1 protein-coding gene is annotated in these 2,682 nt (G+C 63.5%); it reads right to left on the bottom strand.

Features of this window, described 5'->3' with window-relative positions:
* Positions 1 to 144: 144 nt before the first annotated feature.
* A complete protein-coding gene (locus IEZ19_RS49530; RefSeq protein ID WP_189317918.1) occupies positions 145 to 1,941 on the bottom strand; it encodes a reverse transcriptase domain-containing protein in 1,797 nt (598 codons plus the stop codon).
* Positions 1,942 to 2,682: the final 741 nt, after the last annotated feature.

The following is a 2,682-nucleotide window of genomic DNA, read 5'->3' as shown; positions in this document are numbered from 1 at the left end:
CGTCGACGGCGCACGCACGCCGTCGAACAGGCGGGACAGGCCACCGTGCCGGAGAACGTCGTCGGGTAGCGGGAACGCATTGCTGCGTCCCCGCCCCCTCAGAACCGGCCATGCCCGTTTCCGGGCAACCGGCTCAAGCAAGCCCTATGGCTCGCGGGTTGGTAGAAGCGCTGGTCGTGTGCCGGTGTCGGTGGTCATCCGACGGTGGCAATGGGTGTGGATGAGGCGTGGGGCGGCGGGTTTGTCCGGCGTGCCGTCTCCCGTATCCGCGATGATCGCGTGGTTGCGGATCGCGGTGTGGGTGACCTTGAGCCACTGTTCCCATTCGTGCGGGCTTTGAGGCTCATGATCGGCGTGCAGCAGAGGTTCCCGGCAGAGCGGGCATCGGCCGTCCTGTGTCTGCAACAGACGTAGGTTGGCCGTGCTCAGCGGGGGTTTGCCGTGACGGCGCCGTCGGGCCCAGAAGTCGGCCAGGGCGGGATCATCGACTGATGCCGTTCCTGGCACCATCCGGTGCCGGACTATCGGCGTCCAGGCGAACTTGCGCAGGTAGTGGCCGCTGACGCGGTCCCCGAACACCCACGCGTCGCGCCTGAACGAATTGAACTTGCCGAAATAGCGGGCGACCACCCATTTCTTCGACTTGTTCGGATGGGAGAATCTGGCCCACTTGTGGACCAGCCTCCATACGTAGGCATCCAACGAGCTGAACGCCCGTTTGGAGACCCCGATCCGGTAGTAGGCCGCCCAGCCCTTGATGATCGGGTTGAGCTTGGCAATCACCGCTTCGGCGTTGGCCCCTCGCAGGGCCAGCACTTCGGCGGCGAGCCTGTTCCGGATTCGCCGCAGGGCCGCGTTGCTCGGCTTGATCAGCAGCTTGCCGCGATGGCGTTGGATGTTGAACCCCAGGAAGTCGCAACCCTCATCGAGGTGGACGATGTGCGTTTTGTCCTCGTTGAAGGCCAGCCCCCGGGGCATGAGCCACGCGGCCAACCGCGCCTTGACCTCCTCGGCCTGCGCCCGAGTGTGGCACAGTGCCAGAAGGTCGTCGGCGTAGACGACCAAAACCGGAGAGTCTCGTGCAAGGCTCGCAGCATCACTACCGAGAGCGCTGTAGCGGACTCCAGCGGCCTTTTCCATTCCATGCAAGGCGATATTCAATAGCGCGGGACTGATCACCCCGCCTTGCGGAGTCCCTTCCGCCGTGGGGGTGAACCAACCTTTCTCGACCGCACCTGCCTTCAGCCACCCGGCGATCATTCCCCTACCGGGAAATGTGCCCAGCGATGCGAGCAGATGATCGTGGTCGATGCGGTCGAAAGCCGCTTTCAAGTCCGCATCGAGCAACCATAGGCGTTTGGCGTTCTTTCCGCTAGACGTCGTGTGGATGGCTGCGATTGCGTCATGACAGCCACGGCCAGGCCGAAATCCGTAGACCTTCGGCCCGTGCCGTGCCTCCCACTCGGGCTCCAACGCGTTGAGCGTCAGAGCCTGGAGGCACCTGTCGGCTATGACAGGAATTCCGAGCGGGCGCCTGTTTCCGTTCGCCTTGGCTATATACACCCGCCTGACGGGCTTGGGATTCCACGGAGCCACCCGATGCTGCATCCAGTCGGCCAGTTCGGCCTTGTCCTGGGGCAGCAGGACGACTTTCCCGTCGACTCCCGCCGTCTTGCGGCCAGCATTGACCTCCGTGACCCGCCGCACACTCACGAGTGCGTTGGCGCGGGAGCGGAGCATCAACTTCTGTAGATTCCTGACCTTGGCCAGGTCTCCTGCCTGCGATGCCGTGAAGATGCGCTGCCGTAGACGCCGTACGTCGTCCTCGGCTGTCCGCCAGTCGATCGACGGCCAGTCGGTGATCTCGTCCTCAGGTCCGTTCGCCATGGCGGCGGTGGACGTCGCGGTCTGCACCGTCGTTGCGCCCGTCTGTATTGTCATGGCGTCCAACTTGCCCTTCGGTTCTGGCGTATGTCGTCATCGTGTCGCCACGGGCTCACCAGACCCACGTCAGCACCCTTTCAGGTCGAGGCATCGGCCCCTGTCCGGCCAGTTATGCGGGAATCACCGACGGAGGTGTCGGCTCATGATTCACTTTTTTTTTCCTGTTGCCTTTCGGCTGCCGGCATTCGCTTGTTGGGTCTTCCTGCCCCCGCTGGAGGATTGGGCCTTCCTTGCGGTTGGCTTACCAGGCTAGAAATACCACCTGGACTCCATCGGGATTGTCACGTTCCGCATGAGAGAGACGCGACCGGGGAGGGTGCTCTCTGTACCCCGGGGACGGCGGTGCACTCCCGACTGGCGACCCATCTCCAGTCGGCGCCTGCCGTATTCCAACGGCCAGTCCCTATCTCCCGCTGGAGCAACCCATCGGCGGGAGTCATCGTGACGAGGCATCATCGAGAGTTCATTTGCATTCACCCGTCCGGCCTTTCCCAGCCTGTAACCCCCGGATGGAACAAGGGCCCTTGGGCATTTCCCTCAGGCTTCGCACCCCGCAATTGCTCGCGACGCACGCTGAGGCGGGAACGAATCCTATGTGCACTGACTCGGGTCCTACACCTTCGACATTGTCGAGCCTCCTTGGTGATTCCCACTCTTCTCAAGCGACTTCGTGTCGCACCAGGTCATCGATGCTGTCCGCCCCGGCGATCATGCCGCCCACGATCGACAGCGCCTTCG

The organism is Streptomyces brasiliensis, assembly GCF_014647875.1.
Lineage (GTDB): Bacteria > Actinomycetota > Actinomycetes > Streptomycetales > Streptomycetaceae > Streptomyces > Streptomyces brasiliensis.
This window is presented reverse-complemented; position numbering and strand designations above follow the sequence as displayed.

Coding starts and splice junctions, on each gene's coding strand:
- IEZ19_RS49530 (WP_189317918.1), bottom strand. CDS start 1,941: ATGACAATACAGACGGGCGCAACGACGGTGCAGACCGCGACGTCCACC.